The organism is Parahaliea mediterranea (assembly GCF_003402235.1).
GTDB classification, from domain to species: domain Bacteria; phylum Pseudomonadota; class Gammaproteobacteria; order Pseudomonadales; family Halieaceae; genus Parahaliea; species Parahaliea mediterranea.
This window is the reverse complement of record NZ_QEWO01000002.1, coordinates 341,919-359,487: the sequence shown is the minus strand read 5'-3', so window position 1 is coordinate 359,487 and position 17,569 is coordinate 341,919. Positions and strand designations below refer to the sequence as shown.

The 17,569-nt window shown below is 64.5% G+C and carries 18 protein-coding genes; 6 read left to right on the top strand and 12 right to left on the bottom strand.

Going from position 1 to position 17,569, the window contains the following annotated elements; genetic code table 11:
• Positions 1-35 precede the first annotated feature (35 nt).
• Together DDZ17_RS07180 and DDZ17_RS07175 are read left to right on the top strand one after the other, a co-directional pair.
• A complete protein-coding gene (locus DDZ17_RS07180) occupies positions 36-1,190 on the top strand; it encodes a sulfotransferase family protein (RefSeq protein WP_157976514.1) in 1,155 nt (384 codons plus the stop codon).
• 19 nt (positions 1,191-1,209) lie between these two features.
• Entirely contained in the window at positions 1,210-2,310 is a 1,101-nt protein-coding gene (locus DDZ17_RS07175) for a DUF1214 domain-containing protein (RefSeq protein WP_241505810.1), read from the top strand.
• A gap of 6 nt (positions 2,311-2,316) precedes the next feature.
• On the opposite strand, the gene DDZ17_RS07170 is transcribed toward DDZ17_RS07175, so the two are convergent.
• From DDZ17_RS07170 to DDZ17_RS07145, 6 genes are all read right to left on the bottom strand, one after another.
• Positions 2,317-4,986, bottom strand: coding sequence for a TonB-dependent receptor (locus DDZ17_RS07170; protein ID WP_116365308.1), 2,670 nt, complete (start codon positions 4,984-4,986; stop codon positions 2,317-2,319).
• Positions 4,987-5,139: 153 nt separating this feature from the next.
• The gene (locus DDZ17_RS07165) at positions 5,140-6,132 is read right to left on the bottom strand and encodes an amidohydrolase family protein (protein ID WP_116365306.1); all 993 of its coding nucleotides are present in this window, start codon (positions 6,130-6,132) and stop codon (positions 5,140-5,142) included.
• Complete coding sequence (locus tag DDZ17_RS07160; RefSeq protein ID WP_116365305.1) at positions 6,119-6,568, bottom strand: RidA family protein; 450 nt, start codon at positions 6,566-6,568, stop codon at positions 6,119-6,121. Before DDZ17_RS07160 ends, DDZ17_RS07165 begins: the two co-directional genes overlap by 14 nt.
• Positions 6,561-7,343 carry a 2-keto-4-pentenoate hydratase gene (locus DDZ17_RS07155; protein ID WP_116365303.1) on the bottom strand — a complete coding sequence of 261 codons (783 nt, stop codon included), beginning with the start codon at positions 7,341-7,343 and terminating at the stop codon, positions 6,561-6,563. The genes DDZ17_RS07160 and DDZ17_RS07155 overlap by 8 nt, the downstream gene beginning before the upstream one ends.
• A gap of 10 nt (positions 7,344-7,353) precedes the next feature.
• Positions 7,354-8,151 carry a 2-keto-4-pentenoate hydratase gene (locus DDZ17_RS07150; RefSeq protein ID WP_116365301.1) on the bottom strand — a complete coding sequence of 266 codons (798 nt, stop codon included), beginning with the start codon at positions 8,149-8,151 and terminating at the stop codon, positions 7,354-7,356.
• A gap of 4 nt (positions 8,152-8,155) precedes the next feature.
• Positions 8,156-9,634: a 2-hydroxymuconic semialdehyde dehydrogenase gene (locus DDZ17_RS07145; protein WP_116365299.1), complete on the bottom strand. Its 1,479-nt coding sequence runs from the start codon at positions 9,632-9,634 to the stop codon at positions 8,156-8,158.
• Between the two features lie 246 nt (positions 9,635-9,880).
• Here DDZ17_RS07145 and DDZ17_RS07140 point away from each other — a divergent pair, with 246 nt between their 5' ends.
• The 3 genes from DDZ17_RS07140 (at position 9,881) to DDZ17_RS07130 (ending at position 11,590) form a co-directional block, all read left to right on the top strand.
• Positions 9,881-10,834 (top strand): LysR substrate-binding domain-containing protein, encoded by a 954-nt coding sequence (locus tag DDZ17_RS07140; RefSeq protein ID WP_116365297.1) that lies wholly within the window; start codon positions 9,881-9,883, stop codon positions 10,832-10,834.
• A 128-nt stretch (positions 10,835-10,962) separates the two neighbouring features.
• Positions 10,963-11,310 (top strand): type II toxin-antitoxin system RelE/ParE family toxin, encoded by a 348-nt coding sequence (locus tag DDZ17_RS07135; protein WP_479680794.1) that lies wholly within the window; start codon positions 10,963-10,965, stop codon positions 11,308-11,310.
• Positions 11,303-11,590 (top strand): helix-turn-helix domain-containing protein, encoded by a 288-nt coding sequence (locus tag DDZ17_RS07130; RefSeq protein WP_116365293.1) that lies wholly within the window; start codon positions 11,303-11,305, stop codon positions 11,588-11,590. The genes DDZ17_RS07135 and DDZ17_RS07130 overlap by 8 nt, the downstream gene beginning before the upstream one ends.
• A gap of 143 nt (positions 11,591-11,733) precedes the next feature.
• Here DDZ17_RS07130 and dmpG read toward each other — a convergent pair whose 3' ends face one another.
• From dmpG to DDZ17_RS07100, 6 genes are all read right to left on the bottom strand, one after another.
• Entirely contained in the window at positions 11,734-12,765 is a 1,032-nt protein-coding gene (gene dmpG / locus DDZ17_RS07125; RefSeq protein ID WP_116365291.1) for a 4-hydroxy-2-oxovalerate aldolase, read from the bottom strand.
• Positions 12,766-12,790: 25 nt separating this feature from the next.
• A complete protein-coding gene (locus DDZ17_RS07120) occupies positions 12,791-13,720 on the bottom strand; it encodes an acetaldehyde dehydrogenase (acetylating) (protein WP_116365289.1) in 930 nt (309 codons plus the stop codon).
• Positions 13,721-13,729: 9 nt separating this feature from the next.
• Entirely contained in the window at positions 13,730-14,551 is an 822-nt protein-coding gene (locus tag DDZ17_RS07115) for an aspartate dehydrogenase (protein WP_116365287.1), read from the bottom strand.
• Positions 14,552-14,673: 122 nt separating this feature from the next.
• Positions 14,674-15,198, bottom strand: a complete 525-nt coding sequence (locus DDZ17_RS07110; protein ID WP_116365285.1) for a 3-hydroxyanthranilate 3,4-dioxygenase — start codon at positions 15,196-15,198, stop codon at positions 14,674-14,676.
• 2 nt (positions 15,199-15,200) lie between these two features.
• Positions 15,201-15,626, bottom strand: a complete 426-nt coding sequence (locus DDZ17_RS07105) for a VOC family protein (protein WP_116365283.1) — start codon at positions 15,624-15,626, stop codon at positions 15,201-15,203.
• Between the two features lie 148 nt (positions 15,627-15,774).
• Positions 15,775-16,482, bottom strand: coding sequence for a malonic semialdehyde reductase (locus DDZ17_RS07100; protein ID WP_116365281.1), 708 nt, complete (start codon positions 16,480-16,482; stop codon positions 15,775-15,777).
• Between the two features lie 145 nt (positions 16,483-16,627).
• Between DDZ17_RS07100 and DDZ17_RS07095 the strand changes: the two genes are divergently transcribed.
• On the top strand, positions 16,628-17,452 hold the full coding sequence (locus DDZ17_RS07095) for a sulfite exporter TauE/SafE family protein (protein WP_116365279.1): 825 nt from the start codon (positions 16,628-16,630) through the stop codon (positions 17,450-17,452).
• The last annotated feature ends 117 nt before the right edge of the window (positions 17,453-17,569 follow it).

Below are 17,569 nucleotides of genomic sequence, written 5' to 3'. Positions count from 1 at the left end.
AGTCTGCGGGCTCTGGCTTGCAGAGCGAAGCACACGTGTTGGATAAAAATACCTTACTCACGGCGGCGCAGGCGGAGACGGGGCTGTCTGATTTTGGCGACCCGGCCTTCCACCAACCCCTGGATTTGCTGATCGATGCCCTGAACAGCGAGGCCCGCCTCAATGACTTCGGTCAGTTGCGCGCGCAGATGACGCTGCACTCGGGTCTCGTTAACCGGCTGAAGATCAACGACTACCTGGCCAAACACCCGGATGTGCAGGGCCAGCCTGTGCCGCGGCCGGTGTTTATTGTGGGCCTGCCGCGCACCGGCACTACCGCCTTGCATCACCTGCTGAACCAGGACCCGGGCAACCGCACCCTGCGCCTGTGGGAGGCCCAGGACCCGGTGCCGCCGCCGGAGACTGCCACCTACCTCAGCGACCCGCGCATCGAGGCCCGGGCTGCAGGTGTGGCGCTGACCGAGCAGTTCCTGCCCGGCTTTCTCAAGGCCCATTTGATCGACGCCGAAGAGCCGGACGAGTGCTACATGCTGCTGAACCGGGATTTCCTGTCGGTGGAATACTCGGCCATGTTCCACATTCCCAGTTACGCCAACTGGCTTTACGCCAACCTGTGCCAGCGCGGCGCCTACCACAGCCACAAGCGCCAGCTGCAGCTGCTGCAGTATCGCCACCCGGGCCACTGGGTGCTGAAGGCGCCCTTTCACCAGCTGGGGCTTCGGGAGATTCTGCGGGTGTACCCGGATGCCATCATCGTGCAGACCCACCGCGCGCCGCTGCAGTTTGTTGCCTCTGGCTGCAGCTTCAGCGAGATGCTGCGTCGCAGCGGTTCCGACACGGTTGATGCGCACGAAGTCGGCCGCGACTGGATGGACATGCTGCGCATTTACACCCGCACCTTCGAAGCCGACCGCGCGGCGCTGGAGGCGGACTTTCCCGGCCAGTTTATTGATGTGCAGCACGATGATTTTGTACGTGATCCCTGGCCGGCGGTGCAGGCCATTTACGCCGCCCGTGGCACGCCACTGTCGCAGTCCAGCCGGCATGCCATGCAGGCCTGGCTTGAGGCCCACCCCAAGGGCAAGCACGGCCGCCATGAATATCGCCTGGACGATTACGGCATCAGCCGCGAAGAGGTCGCCGACCTTTTTGCCCCCTATATGCAACGCTACGGACTGGGCCTGGAATAGGCGGCCCCGGAGGATCAAGGTGAGTGAACAGGACAGCAGTGAACGCGTAATGAACGGGCAGGCCTGGGCGGATTTTTGTGATGGCCTGAAAGAAGCCGGGCAACTGGTGTTTGCCGACAAGGCGCCAGCCACGCCCTTCGACCGGGCCGAGGGCTACCGCTACCTGTCGCGCATGCTGCGCGCCGGGCTGGAGAGCTTTGTGGAGGGCGGTGATCCGGCCTTTCCGGTGCTGCGCTGCCCGGCCCACGAAACCATCAAGCTCGGTGCCGACAACCCCGACAACTACTACCAGAGCGCGCCCTTGAACCCCCAGTACGACTACCGCCTGAGCGGCAGCCGGGGCACGGTGGACTACCTGGGCTTTGGCACCGTGATCAACCGCTACAGCAGCGGCGGGGGCATGAAAACCGACGGCTTTCTGGATTCGCGGGAAATCGACATCGACGCCGACGGCAACTTCGAGGTCATCATCAGCCAGCGCGAGCACCCGGGCAACTGGCTGCGCATGGGGCCTGAAACCAACTCGCTGAACGTGCGCCAGACCTTCCAGGACCGCAAGTGTGAGGTGCGCGCCGAACTCACCCTGGAGCGCATTGGCTGGGAGAACGACCGCCCCGCGCCACTGACCCCGGAAAAACTCGACCGCGGCCTGCAGGGGGCGGTGCAGTTTGTGAAGATGACCACCGGCCTGTTCGAGGGCTGGGCCGAGGGCTTCCTTGGCACCACCAACCAGGTGGCGCCGGCGGACCAGGCCTTCTGCCAGGCTATCGGCGGCGACCCGAATATCTACTACTTCCACAGCGCCTGGGAGCTGGCCGACGACGAGGCCCTGGTGGTGGAGGCCCCGGTAATCCCCGAGTGCCAGACCTGGAACTTTGTGCTGCAGAACTGGTGGATGGAGTCGCTGGACTTTCGCTACCACAACATCCACTTCAACAAGCACACTGCCCATTACGAGCCGGATGGCTCGGTAAAAATCATCGTGGCACACCAGCAGCCAGGCCATCCCAACTGGGTGGAAACCACCGGCCATAACCGCGGCACCCTGTGCTGGCGCTGGATTGGGGCGAAGGACCACCCGCCGGTGAACGCGCGGGTGGTGAAGTTCAGTGAGCTGTAGGGCGCGCTAGAAACGCTGGCTCACGCTGACATAGAACATTCGCCCCCGCGGGTCGTGCACGGTGGCATCGTAGCCCACTGAATTGCGCACCTGCGGCGCGGCCTCATCCAGGGCGTTGAGTACCCCGGCGGTAAAGGTGGTGGCCTCGCGCCCGCCAAACAGCCCCTCCAGCTGGTAGGCGTACTGCAAATCCAGCCGCGCCCAATCGTCCACCGTGGCGTTGTCTTCGTTGTCGTTTTCGTACTCGCCGATGTAGCGCAGGTAGCCGTGGGCGCTGTGCCGCCCCAGCAACCACTGCAGGCCCAGGTTGGCGCGCAGCTGCACGTTGGAATCGCCAAAGTTCTCGTCGTTGACGTTGCCCAGGCCATCGATGGCACCCAGTATCGGGTCGTCCAGGTCGTAATTGAGAATCCAGGTGCCCTGCAGGCTTGGGCGCAGGGTGCCCAGGCCGCCAAGGTCCGCCAGGTAGGCCAGGCTGAAGTCGACGCCATCGGTTTCCACTGAGCCGGCGTTGCGGTAGTAGGTGGTGATTTTCACCGCGTTGCCATCGGGGCCGCGTTCGATCTGCGCGCTGCTCGGGTTGCTGCTGAGCAGGGCGGCCGGGGCTTCCGGGGTGATGTAGTCCTGGTAGTCAAAGCGCCAGTAATCCAGGCTGGCGGTGAAGTCGCCCGGGCTCCAGGTGACGCCGGCGTTCCAGGCGTCAGCCTCCTGGGGTTTGAGCGGCTGCGCCGGGTCGCCGGTGAGCAGCGAGATAAACGTGACTTCCTCGCCGCCGGCCAGCGGGTCGTTGGCGGTTTGCGGGGTGATGAACTCGGATTGCTGCTGGAACACCGTGGCGATACGGAAAGAGGTGCCCCAGCTGGCGCGCAGGCTCCAGTCCTGCGAGGGTGTCCACAACAGGGCCAGTTTGGGGTTGGTGGTGTCGGCGCTGTCAAAGTCCTCGTAGCGTATCGCGGCCTGCAGCTCCAGCGTGTCCGCCAGTGGCAGCGCCAGCTCCGCGAAGGCCGCGTACACCTGCTGGCTGCCACTGAAGTCCTCGCCGCCGCCGAAGAAGTTAAAGGCCAGTTCCTCGGAGCGCTCGTTGAAGTCGTAGCTCAGGCCGTCCTTGCGGTACTGCACGCCAACGGCGGCGCCCACGGTGCGCCCACCCAGCTGGAACAGGTCGCCACTCACGTGGGCGTCGAACACGCTCTGGTCCGCCTCGGCGGTATAGCCAAACTCCCCGAAGATGTACTGGTACATATCCGGTGTGTTCAGCCCCTGGGCGCTGAACAGCCAGTGGTAGTACTGATCGCCGGTCGAGCCGCCCTGGCCATTCAGGGCGCGCTGCAGGTTGTCGGTGATGATGTCCAGGCGGCTGTTGGTGGCGGTGTTGCGCGAGTAGGTCCAGGCGGCCTCCCAGCTCCAGGCACCGGCGTCGCCGCGGGCCCCCAACTGGGCGCGAAATCCTTCATAGCGCTTGTCGTCCTCGTTGGCCGGCGAGCCCGCTCCCAGCGGGCGGCCAAACCACACGCCGCTGTTGGAGGCGCTGCCGGCAAAAGGGTCGCCACCGCCGATGGCAATGGCGTCCGGGTGGTGGGCCGGCACCCGCACCGCAGACAGTTGCGGCTGGCTGGGGGTGGAGTGAATCAGGGTTTCGCTGCGGGCGTAGCCCAACTCGCTGAACAGGGTGATTGTGTCGTTCATGTCAAAGTCCGCCTGGGCGAACACCTGGGTCTGCTGCGCTTCGGCGATGATGTCGCCGAAGTAACCGTAGTTGAGCTGGCAACTGCCATCGCTCGGCACGTCAGCGTCGGGCTTGCGGCGCACCAGGCCCGGGAATTCGGCATAGGCCGAGCCGTCCAGGCAGGCCGGGTCAATCAGGCGGATGGGTGGCCCGGGCGGGCCGTCGAAGGCCAGCACCTTGGAGGGCATGCTGTAGCCGCTCCAGGAATCCTGCTTGGCGGCGTAGTCGTCGCGCATTGCGCTGTTGGGTAGGGCGTCGCGTTCCAGGTAGTTCATGGCCAGCATGACCCGGCTGCGCTCGCCGTGGGCGCCAAAAATCAGGCCGGCATTCAGCTCGTCGGAATCGGCCTTGTTGTCCTGGTAGCCGAGCTGGTATTCAAAGCCTTCAAAGTCCGACCGGGTGATAAAGTTCACCACCCCGGCCACCGCATCGGAGCCATAAAGCGACGAGGCGCCGTCTTTGAGGACTTCCACCCGCTCCACGGCAATCATGGGCACCAGGGTGTTGAGGTCCACAAACTGCTCGCCGTTTTCGGTGACAGCCGGGGTCATGGTCTGGCGCCGGCCGTTGAGCAGCACCAGGGTGGAGGTTACCCCCAGCCCGCGCAGGTTGATGTTGGTGGTGCCGGCGGAACGGGCCTGTTCGAAGCTGTCGGAATACACCTGGGCGCCGTTGTTTTCCGGCAGGGTGTTGACGATGTCGGACAGGGTCATCACGCCCATGGCGTCCATGTCTTCGCGCCCCACGGTGGACAGGGGCGAGGCGTAGTCGCTCTGGGATTTTCGCTTGATGAAGGAGCCGGTAATCACCACCTCCTCAAGCGTGCCCGGCTGCATGGCGCCAGATTGAGGCGCGCCGGATTGGGCACCGGCCAGGCTGGTGTTGGCGGCGGCCACGGCCGCTACCATCAGTGACAGGGCAAGGCCCCGGGGTCGGGTGTTGCAGTTCATCGCTTCTCCTCAGCTTGTGCGAGTTATTGTCTTGCGGGCGGCCCAAACGGACACGGCGACTCGTTATTTGTATACAAACAAGCTAAAAAGAATACGAAGTGAGCGGCAAATCACATTTTGATTTGCCGCTATAAGAAAACCGCCCGGGGCGGCTCAGAGTGCGAAGAACTCGCGGGCGTTGGCGCCGAGAATGCGCTGGCGGGTGTGGGTGTCCAGCTCCGGGTGATTGGCCACTAGGTCGCCGATCTGCTGCTCGCCCAGGGGGAAGGGGTAGTCGGAGCCCAGCATCACGCGCTCGCCGCCCATCACCTCCGCCAGCAGCTTGAGGGCGCCGGCGTTGAACACGGCCGAGTCCACGTAGAAGCGGTCGGTGTAAGAAGAGGGCAGTTGCGGGCAGTCTTCGCGCACGATGTCGCGGTGCCGCCAGGCGTTGTCCACCCGCCCCAGCAGATAGGGGAAGCTGCCGCCGCCGTGGGCAAAGCAGAGCTTCAGGCTGCGCGGCAGGCGCTCGAAAGCGCCGGAAAGAATCAGCGACAGGATGGACAGCTGGGTTTCCGCCGGCATGGCCACCAGCCAGGGCAGCATGTACTTGGGCATGCGTTCGGTGGCCATCATGTCCCAGGGGTGCACCAGCACCGGAATGTGCTCGCTGGCGCAGTGCTGCAAAAAGGTGACAATGCCCTCGTCGTCGAGGTTCTTAAGGCCCACGTGGTTACCGATCTGCACGCCCACGTGGCCGTTGCGCGCCGCGCGGCTGGCCTCGGTGCAGGCGGCGTCGATATCCTGCAGGGGCACCTGGCTCATGGCCTTCAAGCGCGCGGGGTTGTGGGCGCAGATCTCCAGGGCGGCGTCGTTGAAGATCTGCGCCGCCGCCAGCGCCTGCTCGGGCGGGCGGGCATAGCCAAACAGCACCGGGGTTGCGCTGATGATCTGCACGTCGATGTTGTCCCGGTCCATGTGCTCCAGGCGCACCGCCGGGTTCCACACCGCTTCGGTGACCGGGCGAAACTCCTCGTCGCCGCGCATCAGCATGGCGCGCCCGTTGCCGCTGTGGCGCATCCAGGGCCAGTCGGGGGTGCCAAAGCGCTGGGCCAGGTCGGGCCAGGTTTCCGGCAGGAAGTGGCTGTGCATATCAACCTTGAGCATGGCTGGCCTCCGCCTTTGGCGCCACATAAGCCACCGCCTGCATCTCGATCAGCAGGTGGGGGTGGGGCAGCTGGTGCACCGCCACCGTGGTACGGGTGGGGCCGCTTTCGTCAAAGTACGCGCTGTACACGGCGTTGTAACCGCCAAAGTCGTTCATGTTCACTAGGTAGGTGGTAACCGACACCAGGTCGCACAGGTCGGCCCCCGCTTCGCGCAGGATGTCGCGGATGTTGTCGATCACGGCCCGGGTCTGGGCGGCGATATCGAGGTTGGTGGTGCCCATCTCGTCAACCGCTACGCCAACAAAGGTGTTGTCGGCGCGGCGCGAGCTGGTGCCGGATACGTAGATGAAATCCCCCGCCCGCTGGTAGTGGGGAAAGCGCCCGCGGGGCTTGGCCTTGCCGGCAATCACCTGGCTGGTGGGCTGCTCAGTCATGTTGTTGCCCTCCCTTGACCCGAATTTCCACACTGCCCAGCCCTTGCACTTCGGCGCGCACATGGCAGCCGGGGCGCAGGGCCTCGGCGGCGGTGGCGGCGCCGGCCAGCACCACCCAGCCGGGCTGCAGGGTGATGCCGGCTTCATCCGCCAGCCGCGCCGCCTCCACCAGCGAGCGGCGCGGGTCGCCAAGAATGGCCGCCGAACTGCCGCTCTGCACGGTCTCGCCGTCGATGGCCAGGTGAATGCCGAGGTTTTCCAGGGCACATTGGGGTGACTGCCAGGCGCCAATCACAAAGCCGGAAGACGAGGAGTTGTCGGCCACCACATCCTCCAGCGAAAAGCGGAAGTCGCGGTAGCGCGAGTCGATCACCTCCAGCGCCGGCGCCACCGATTCCACCGCCGCCATGGCCTCGGCCAGCGACACCCGTCCGCGCAGTGGCCGCGCCAGGCGGAAGGCAATTTCCGGTTCGATGCGCGGATGCACGTAGCGGGCAAAGTCCAACTCGCCGCCATCATCCAGCAGCATGGCGTCGGTCAGGCGGCCCCAGATCAGGTCGTCGACGCCCATCTGTTCCATTTTGGCCCGGCTGGTAAAGCCCAACTTGATGCCCACCAGCGCCTCGCCGCGCTCCAGCCGCCGGCCGACGGAGCGGGCCTGCACCTCGTAGGCTTGGGCCAGGGTAATGCCGCCGTCTTCCGAGAGCTGCGCCGTGGCGGTGGCGGTGAGGGCGGCGTCGTCCAGGCGCGCCGCCAGTTGGTTGAGGTCTGTCATGCGTGTTCCTTCAGTGTTCTTTGCTTGCGGTAAAGGCGGCCCTGACTGAACCCAGCCCGTTGATCTGCGCTTCGTACACCCCGGATGACACCGGCACCATCGGGCCCAGGGCGCCGGTGAGCAGAATGTCGCCCGCGCGCAGGGGGGCGCCCTGGGCGGCGAGGGTGCGCGCCAGCCAGGCGGCGGCATTTAACGGGTGGCCAAGGCAGGCAAGGCCGGTGCCGGTGGAGAGCACAGCGCCGCGGTGGTCCAGGCGCATGCCGCACAGGCGCAAATCCAGCTGGCGCAGGCTGCGCGGCTGGTTGCCGAGCACAAACAGGCCGGATGAGGCGTTGTCGGCCACCGTGTCGACAATGTTGATGTCCCAGTTGGCGATGCGACTGCCGACAATTTCTATGGCTGGCAGGGCGTAGGCGGTGGCGCTGATCACATCGGCCACGGTGGGCGCCTCCAGGTCGATATCCCGCTCCAGCACCAGGGCGACTTCTGCCTCCACCTTCGGTTGCAGCACCGCATCCGGGGCAATGGCCTCGCCATCTGCCACCCACATGTCGGCAAACAGGCGGCCAAAGTCGGGCTGGTCCACCCCCAACTGGCGCTGCACGCTGCGGCTGGTGAGCCCGGTTTTGGCGCCCACCAGGCGGCGGCCCTGGCGGCACCAGTAATCGGTGTTGCACTGCTGCACGGCGTAGGCCGCGGCAATGTCGTCAGCCGGCAGGGTGCTGCGCAGGGGCGCGCAGGGCGTGGCGTTGGCGATGGCGTTGCGCAGTTGTTGCGCAGCGGCCGCAATGGCGGTGTTCTCGGTCATGGGTTCAGAGCTGAATGCAGATGTTGGTCGGTTCGGCGTAAAAATTGAGGGAGTGCTGGCCGCCCTCGCGGCCGATGCCCGACAGCTTTACGCCGCCAAAGGGCGTGCGCAGGTCGCGCAGGTACCAGGTGTTCACCCATACAATGCCGGCGTGAATGCGCTGGGCAACGCGGTGGCCGCGCTGCAGGTTGGTGGTCCAGACGGTGCCGGCCAGGCCGTAGTCGCTGGCGTTGGCCAGGGCAATGGCTTCCTCTTCGGTATCAAACGGCGCGATATGGCAGAAGGGGCCGAATACTTCTTCGGTCACGCAGCGCGACTGCTCCGCAAGGCCAGTGACGATGGTGGGCTGCACCCAGGCGCCGCTGTCGCGGGCATCGCCGAAGTGGGGGGCGCCGCCGCCGGTGACGATGGTGCCACCCTCAGTACGGGCCAGCTGGTAGTAGGCCAGCACCTTGTCGCGGTGTTCGTGGGAAATCAGCGGGCCCATGTCGGTATCCGGGCTGTCGGGCCAGTCGATGCGCAGGGCCTCCGCCCGGCCCTTCAGCGCCGCCACAAAGCGGTCGAAGATGGGGCGCTGCACGTACACCCGTTCGGTGCACAGGCAAACCTGCCCGCCGTTGGTGAACACCGACTTGGCTGTGCCTTCCACGGCGGCGTCGAAGTCGGCGTCTTCAAACACCAGCGCGGCATTCTTGCCGCCCAGCTCAAAAGACAGGGCTTTTACGTTGTCGGCGGCGGCGCGCATGATGGCGCTGCCGGTGCGCGATTCGCCGGTAAAGGTCACTGCGTCAATGTCCGGGTGGCGGCTGAGCAGCTCGCCGGCGGAATCCGGCCCAAAGCCGTGCACCAGGTTGAAGGCGCCGGGGGGCATGCCCGCCTCGTGCATCACCTCGGCCAGCAGTGTGGCGGACGAGGGGGTGTCTTCAGAGGGCTTGGCAATCACCGCATTGCCCACCGCCAGCGCCGGCGCCAGCTTCCAGGTGAGCAGCAACAGCGGCAGGTTCCACGGGGCGATCACCGCCACCACGCCAAGGGGCTTGTTGATGGCGTAGTTCAGGGCCTGGCGCCCGTCGGCGGTGGTGGTGTGGAAGCACTCGCTGGCGCGCTGCCGGGCGAGGTCGGCAAACACCCTGAAGTTGGCGGCGCCGCGCGGGATATCAATGGTGCGCGCCTGCCACAGAGACTTGCCCGTATCGGCCATCTCCGCCTGCACAAAATCGTCAAAACGGCGCTCGATGCCATCGGCCACCTTGTGCAACAGGGCGCTGCGCTCGTTGTCGCCCATGGCGCCCCAGTCACCGGCCAGGGCCGCCCGGGCCGCGGCCACGGCGCGGTTCACCACAGCGGCGTCGGCCTCGCAGACCCGGTTAACCACCGAGCCGTCTACCGGGCTCAGGTTGGTGAAGGTGTTGCCGCTGCTATCGAAAGCGCCGCCAACGTAGTTGGCAAGGCATTCGCTGTGGGCTGGCGTGCTGGCGGGCATGATGGCGTTCCCCTGAAATTTCCCCGCACTCTAGGGGAAGCTCTCATAATGCAAAAATAGAAAATCCATGTTTTGTTATGCAAAAAAAATTATAACCAGCGAAGAAATCGCGTGATGCCGAAGGCGGGGCCGGGGTTATAGTATGTGCTCACGCTATAACATTGTTGCTATGGCCCCACGTGCCGGCCCCGCTGTTCTTGTGGGCCGTTTGCCATCGCCCGTTTCCATTCATCCAAGGAGCGCCCCATGCAGCCCGCCAGTATCGAACGCCACCTGGTGTCCCGCCTGAAGATCAAGCACCTCAAGCTGCTGGCCACGGTGGGCGAGCAGAACAATATCTTCAAGGCGTCCCAGTTGCTGAACATGGCCCAGCCGGCAGTGACCAAAACCATCCGCGATATGGAAAACGCCCTCGACCTCACCCTGTTCAATCGCAGCTCCCGGGGCGTGACCCCCACGCCCTACGGCGAAGTGCTGATCAAGCACGCCAAACTGATCCTGTCGCAGGTGCGCCATGTGTCGGAAGAGCTGGTATCGCTGCACGAGGGTGTATCTGGCCATCTCAACGTGGGCACACTGCTGGCGGCCAGCCCCACCCTGTTGCCCAAAAGCGTGGCCCGGCTCAAGGCCGAGCGCAGCAACATCTCGGTGACGGTCACCGAGGGCACCAACGACATGCTGATTCCCAAATTGCTGATTGGCGAGATAGACGTGGTGGTAGGGCGCCTGCCCGAGGTGCAGGACGAAGAGGGCGTGGAATCCGTGGCGCTGTACTACGAGCCCGTCTCGCTGGTGGTGCGCAAGGGCCACCCCCTGCTGGCCAAAAAGAAGCTCACCTTAAAGCACCTAGTGGGCCAGAGCTGGATACTGCCCTCGGAGGGCACCGTGCTGCGCCGGGAAATCGACAACGCCTTCCACGCCGCCAACCTGCCCGTGCCCACCAATAACGTGGAAAGCGTTTCCATGCTCACCAACCGAACCCTGCTGATGGAAACCGACATGATCGCCGTCATGCCCGACCAGGTGCTCAAGGCCTACGAAGAAGTGGGCCTGCTGCAGCGCCTGCCCATCGCCATCAAAACCGACCTCGGCCCGGTGGGCTACACCGTGCGCGTCGGCCACGAATACACACCGGCCGTGCAATTCTTCCTGCAGACCCTGCGCGACGCCGCGGCGGGAATGGGGGAGGTGCGGCCTTGAGGCGCTGTGGCCCTGAAGCCGGTGGCTGGAGGTCGTAGAGGGAGGGGTTACCGCTTTCGCCACAAAGCGGAAGTTTTTGCTGGACTGAGCTGCGGGAGCCGCATCATTGCATCGCTCAGCTTTCCTCCTTGCAAATGTACGGCAATGCCGTATTATTTGGCGTAATGATATTTATCGAAACCAGTGCCTTCACCAAGCTCCTTCCGGCTTACCTTTCAGATGAGGAATATCGGGCTTTACAAAGCTATCTGCTGCAAAAGCCTGACGCCGGGGATATTGTCAAAGGATCCGGAGGAGTGAGGAAAGTTCGCTGGGCGCCCGGCGGCAAAGGGAAAAGTGGCGGAGTTCGAGTTATCTATTACTGGAAAAAGCCGGACCATGAAATCTGGATGCTGACTATCTACAGTAAATCGGAGCAGGCCACGATTCCTGGTCATATCCTGAAGAAAATCGCAGAGGCAATTGATCATGAGTAAACGTGATATTGGTGCTGAGATCCTGGATGGTATTAAGGAAATCCAGCAGCACAAAAAGGGGAAGCTTCATTTGAGAGTTACCGAACTGTCGGAGCCTTCCCCGCCTAAAGTCATCCGTCAAAAACTAAAAATGTCACAATCCGCGTTTGCCGGCTTGCTGGGTGTCAGCATGCGTACACTCCAGGATTGGGAGCAAGGCCGCCGTGAGCCTCAAGGTCCGGCTGTGGCGTTGCTGCGTATTGCGGAACAACACCCGGAAGTTTTCACTCAGCTCCACTAAACGTGTCCCCGCTGCTCTCATCCAGGAAAAATGGAACATTGGCGGCCAAGAGGGCCCAGGGTACGGATGCCGACGGGAAAAAAACGGCCTGAGCGCTTTTCAGCCAGGGCCAGCGAATGACACCCGCGGGCGCGGTGCGGGTTTCAGGCTGCGTCCCGCGCCCTGGCCATATCCAGCGCCAGGTCCTCAATCATGTCTTCCTGGCCACCCACGGTGCGGCGCCGGCCCAGTTCCACCAGGATGTCCCGCGCCGACAGGTTGTACTTTTTCGCCGCCCGCTTGGCGAACAGCAGGAAGGAGGAGTACACACCGGCCCAGCCCAGGGTCAATGAATCCCGGTCCACCCGCACGATGTCATCCATCATCGGCACGATCAGGTCTTCCGCCACGTCCATGGCCTTGAACAGGTCCACGCCGGTTTCCACGCCCATGCGGTCGCACACTGCCAGGAACACTTCCAGCGGGGTGTTGCCGGCGCCGGCGCCCAGGCCCGCCAGGGAGCCGTCGATACGGGTGGCCCCGGCCTCCACCGCCGCCAGGGAGTTGGCGATGCCCATGCCCAGGTTGTGGTGACCGTGAAAGCCGATCTCGGTGCTGGGGTTCAGTTTCTCCCGCGCCAGGGCCACCCGGGCGGTCACGTCGTCCGGCAGCATGTAGCCGGCGGAGTCGGTGATGTACACGCAGTTGGCGCCGTAGCTTTCCATCAGCTGCAGTTGTTCCAGCAGGGCCTCGGGCTCGATCATGTGGGCCATCATCAAAAAGCCCACCACGTCCAGCTTGTCGTACTTGGCGGCCATGGTCAGGTGCTGCTCGGACACATCCGCCTCGGTGCAGTGGGTGGCCACGCGGATGGTGCCAATGCCGCAGTCCACCGCCATTTTCAGGTGGTCGACGGTGCCGATGCCGGGCAGCAGCAGGGCAGACACTTTGCTGTTCTTGACCGCGCCGCACACGGCGCTCAGGTACTCTTCGTCACTGTTGGCGGGGAAGCCGTAGTTCACCGAGGCGCCCCCCAGGCCGTCGCCGTGGGTGACTTCAATCAGCGGAATGCCGGCTTCGTCCATCGCCTTGGCGACGGTGACCATTTCGTCCACACTGATCTGGTGCTGCTTGGGGTGCATGCCGTCGCGCAGGCACATGTCGTGAACGGTGATTTTCTTGCCTTTCAGGTCCATGGTGTCAGTTCTCTCTCGGTAGCGATCAGGCGGCGCTGGGCACGAAGTTGCCCGCCAGGATTTCCTCGGCGTACATCTCCGCCGTGCGCAGGCCCGCGGCGGTCATGATGTCCAGGTTGCCCGCGTACTTGGGCAAAAAGTCCCCAAGGCCCTCCACCTCCATGTAGATGGACACGCGCTTGCCGTCGAACACCGGGCCGTTCTTCAAGGTGTAGCCCGGCACGTACTTCTGCACCTCGACGATCATGTCGTCGATGGACTGGCGAATGGCATCCTGGTCCGGCTCATCCACGGTCAGGCAGTGCACGGTGTCGCGCATGATCAGCGGCGGCTCGGCCGGGTTGATGATGATAATGGCCTTGCCTTTCTCGGCGCCGCCCACGCTCTCGATGCCGCGCGAGGTGGTGCGGGTGAACTCGTCGATATTCTTGCGGGTGCCGGGGCCGGCGGACTTGCTGCTCACGGTGGCCACAATCTCGGCGTAGGACACGCTCTGCACGCGCGATACAGCGGCCACCAGCGGAATGGTGGCCTGGCCGCCGCAGGTAACCATATTCACGTTCATTTTGCGCTCGGCCACGGCGTTGGACAGGTTCACCGGCGGCACGCAGAAGGGGCCGATGGCGGCGGGGGTGAGGTCGATCATCACCGCGCCCTGCTCGTTCACCTTGCGGCTGTTCTCGGCGTGCACGTAGGCGGAGGTGGCGTCGAAGCAGATCTGCACGCCGTCTTCCTTCATGCTCGGCAGCATGCCGTCCACGCCCTCGGCCGTGGTCTTCAGGCCCATGTCCTGGGCGCGGGCCAGGCCGGGGGAATCCGGCACCACGCCCACCATCCAGACCGGTTCGATCACGTCACTGCGCATGGCCTTCATCAGCAGGTCGGTGCCGATGTTGCCGGGGCCGATGATGGCGGCTTTTACCTTGCCGCTCGGGACTGTGATTTTGTTGCTCATAGCGGGCTCCTAGCTGCCGACCCGCAACGCTGCGCCCAGAGAGCGCAGGGCGGTGATGACACTGAGGGCGGTGATGCGCCCGGTGCCGGGGTTTTCCTCGGTGGGTACGTTTTCGATTTTCAGTTCCAGCCGCGCGCTGTCGGCATCCACGGTAATAAAGTGGGTATTGCGGGACAGGCCCGGGTCGGCCCAGATTTCCAGTTGGGTGCGCTCGGCGCCAACGCCGGCCAGGCCCAGGGCGGCCGCCACATTGACGTTAGCGGGGAATTTTTCGGCACCTTCCCGGGCGCTGCCGGCAAACACCCGCAGGGGCGCGCTGATGCCTTCCAGTTCAATGCCCTGCTCGACGATATAACGGGCTTTTTTCAGGGATTTTGGCGGCTTGCGGGTCACCATGGTGACGCTGTGAATCTCGCCCTCGGCCGCAGCGCGCACGGCGTCCAGGCCCAGCAAAGCGCCAGTTGCGAGGATGATCTGGCCGCGGTGCTCGCGCGCAAGCTCCACAATGTGGGGGTGCTGCAAGATGGCGGCGCCGCTTACGGTGATGACAGTACAGCCGGCCTGTAATGCGGGCTCTGCCACCGCAAGAAAGGCGTCGGTGGGGGCGCACTCGACAATAATGTCGCAGTGGCTGGGCAGTTCGGCGGCATCCACCACCGGTAAGCTGGCGCCCATGGCCTGCAGGGCGGCGGCGGCCCTGTCGCGGTTGCCACTGCTGATGGCGGCGAGGCTCAGCCCCGGCATGCCTGCCAGCAGGGCCTGGCCGACCTTGCGGCCAATGGTGCCAAAGCCGGCAATGCCGACACGGCGTTTGGTTGGTGCTTCTGGCATGGTGTTCCCCTTGCGCTGCCACGGCCACCGTCACCAGGGGCGATGCGGGCGGGCCAGCCTAAACGTAACAATAGAATCCGCCGGCCCGGGTATCGCAAACCGCTAAGGCCGGCGGTGGGCCATCAGGCGCTTTTGCGCCCGGGATGCAAGGCGCCGCAGTGGTCGCAGGTGCGGGCCGCCTCGTCGGCGTAGAAGGCGGAGAAGGCCGGGGGCAGGTCGTCGACAATGGACTTCAGCACCAGCTCGATGCGGTGTACCTTTTCGCCGCAGTCCAGGCAGTACCACTCAAAGGCATCCAGCGCGCCGGCGGGGCGCTTGGGCTCCACCACCAGGCCAATGCTGCCTTCCTCGGGCCGCTGTGGGGAGTGGGGTACACCGGCCGGCAACAGCAGTACCTCGCCTTCGTTGATATCCACCCGCACCGGCTTGCCGTCCTGCATGGTGTCCAGGTACATGTTGCCCTTGAGCTGGTAGAAAAACTCCTCCACCGGGTCCACGTGAAAGTCGTAGCGGCTGTTGGGGCCGCCGATGATCATCACCATCATGTCGGCGTCTTCCCAGATGATGGAATTGTTCACCGGCGGCTTCAGCAGATGGGCGTGTTCGGCGATCCACTGCTGCAGGTTGAAGGCTTTGAGCGCGGCCATGGTCAGTCCTGTTCGTTGCTGCGGTCGGAGATGGGCCAGCCCGTTTCCGCCGCGTCCACCATGATGCCATTGGGGTCGTAGTACTTCATCTCGAACACCACCGTTTTGGTGTTGCCGTGGGTGGGGCGGCCGGTGAACTCTGTGCCGCCAGCGGCCAGGATTTTTTCTTCCGCCTTGTCCAGGTCGTCCACGTGAAAGCCCATGTGGTGAATGCCGCGGTAGGCCTGGCCATTGGCGCCGGCCCAGCGGTCGTTCTTGAAGTTGAGAATGGCCAGGTTCACGGTGCCGTCCGACAGGTACACCCCGCGAGCCAGGGGCGAGTCGGTCTCGCCGACCTTGTCCATGTCGAAGGCCTTCATGTAGAACTCGGCGGTGGCAAAGGGGTCGTCCACGGAGAGGGCGATGTGGCGGAGTTTGGGTTTGCTCATGGCTGGTTATCCTGTGTTGGCCGCGCAGACGCGCACGTTCGGCGGTTGACTGTAGGCCCTGCAGGCTTAATGGAAAAATAGCGATTTTTAGTCCAGCTATAAGAAAATCGCTATGAATGTAGGCGTGGCAGCCGGCAGCTTGCGCCGGCTACAGCACCTGGCAGGCGCTGTTGAAGTCCAGGCGCGGCAGGCGCTGAAACAGCTGTTCGGTCTGGCCGTAGCCCAGGCAGCACAGGAAGTTGCTGTGGTAGGCGGTGCCGCTGAAGAAGGCGGCATCCACCGCGGCGTTGTCAAAGCCCGACAGGGGGCCGCAGTCCAGCCCCAGGGCGCGGGCGGCCATCATCAGGTAGGCGCCTTGCAGGGTGGCGTTGCGAAAGGCCGTAGCCTGGGCCAGCGCCGCGTTGTTGCGAAACAGCGGTGCGGCATCCCGGTGGGGGAACAGGCGCGGCAGCTGCTCGTAGAAGCGCTCGTCCTGGGCGATGATGGCGGTGACCGGCGCGGCGCTGACTTTGTCGACATTGGCCGGGGCCAGGGCCGGCAGCAACTTGTCCCGGGCGGCCTGGCTGCGAACAAACACAAAGCGCGCCGGGCTGCAGTTCATGCTGGTGGGCCCCCAACTCGACAGGCGGTAGAGTTCTTCTAGCAGCGCACCGGGCACCGGCTTGTCCTGCCAGCCATTGTGGCTGCGGGCCTGGCGAAAGAGCTGGTCCAGGGCCGGGTCATCCAGGCGCCGCGATGCAGCCTGCAGCGCCGCGGCCCGTGCCTGGGCCGCCCGCGCGGCGGGGCTGGCCAGGGGGTTGTCCTGCAGGTTGTCCTGTAGGTTGTCCGGGGTTTTGTCGAGCGAATCAGTGCGCATGGGGTGGCTCCGTAGCGGGCGATGGCGAATGCCGTCGGAGTATACGAACGAATAAAATTGTATACAACATGAAGTGCGCGTATATTGCGCCACCATGGCGCGGCCAGCCGCCGCGCGCAACAAAGCCAATGACTGGAGTGAGTGGATGGACAATGTGACAGAGCTGCTGCCCCTGGGGCTGGCTATGCTGGGGACGGGCCTGTTTGCCGGGGTACTGGCGGGGCTGCTGGGTGTCGGGGGCGGCATTGTGATTGTGCCGGTGCTGGATACGGCGCTCGGCATGATGGGGGTCGACCCGGCCATTCGCATGCACATTGCCGTGGCCACCTCCCTGGCCACCATCATTCTCACCTCCATTTCATCCACCCGCGCCCACCACCGCAAGGGCGCGGTGGACTTTGCGCTGGCCAGGGAGTGGGGGCTGTTCATTCTGCTGGGGTCGGTGGCCGGCACGGTGCTGGCCAGCCACATGGACAGCAGCGTGCTGTCCATGGTGTTTGCCGTGGTGGCCATTCTGGTGGCGCTGAAGATGGTGCTGCCCACCGACAACCTGCGCCTGTCGAATCACGTGCCAGGTGGACTGCCCGGCAAGATTCCGCCCGTGCTGATTGGCGGCCTGTCCTGCATGATGGGGATTGGCGGCGGCAGCCTGAGCGTGCCGGCGCTGACCATGATGAGCGTGCCCGTGCACCGGGCCGTGGGCACATCGGCCCTGTTTGGCCTGTTGATTGCCGTGCCCGGCGCGCTGACCTACGTGATCACCGGCTGGGGCGACCCGCGCCTGCCCAGCGGCAACCTGGGCTATGTGAGCCTGCTGGGGCTGTGCCTGATTGCGCCGACCACCGTGCTGGCGGCGCCGCTGGGGGCCAAACTGGCCCACAAACTGGACCAGCGCCAGCTGTCGCTGGTGTTCGGCAGCTTCCTGCTGATTGTGTCTATCCGGATGCTTTACCGCGCTTTCGCCAGTTAATTCTCGCGAATATCAAGCTTTACTTATCCTTGGGCGGCTCGTGGCCCAGGCTGTGCGGTGGCGTTTCAGACGATTGTGAAAATGGCGGAAATAGATTAATGACAGTGTAAGGCTGGC